The sequence below is a fragment of the uncultured Psychroserpens sp. genome (assembly GCF_947494225.1).
In the GTDB taxonomy this organism is placed as follows: domain Bacteria; phylum Bacteroidota; class Bacteroidia; order Flavobacteriales; family Flavobacteriaceae; genus Psychroserpens.
The window spans coordinates 1-524 of record NZ_CANLUG010000029.1 but is presented as its reverse complement, the minus strand read 5'-3'; the positions used below and the strand labels follow the sequence as shown (position 1 = coordinate 524).

Here is a 524-nt window from a genome sequence, read left to right as displayed (position 1 = left end):
CCGCAAACGATATTTGTACGCGCAACAAACGATGTTACAGGTTGTTTTGTAAGCACAACAGCAACGATATTATTACGAGTAAATCCAATACCATCACCTACAGCGCCGATTGATTTGGAAGTATGTGATGCAGATAATGATGGATTTGAAGTTTTCGATTTAGAGGAAAGAACCTTAGAGATTATAGGAGGCGAGTTGGATACAGCTGTGACTTACCATGAGACTCAAGAAGATGCAGAGACTGGAGATAATGCTCTATCGAGTCCTTATACTAATATTGTTATGGATGTTCAGACGATTTATATCCGACTTACCAATACGATTACAGGATGTTATAATGCATCAGAGACCTTAACAATCCGCGTATTACCATCACCAGAGGTTCCAGTAGAGATAGAAGATTATGTTATTTGTGATACCAATGCAGATGGCATAGCACAATTTGATTTAACGACTAAGGATTCAGAGATTATAGGAGGTCAAACGGATGTTACCTTAACTTATCATGTTACCGAGTCTGATGC

Annotated in this window: 1 protein-coding gene; it reads left to right on the top strand. The window is 38.7% G+C overall.

The window, feature by feature from the left end:
- Positions 1–524 (top strand): hypothetical protein (locus Q0893_RS19510; protein ID WP_299278965.1); only part of this gene is annotated, 524 nt, incomplete at both ends.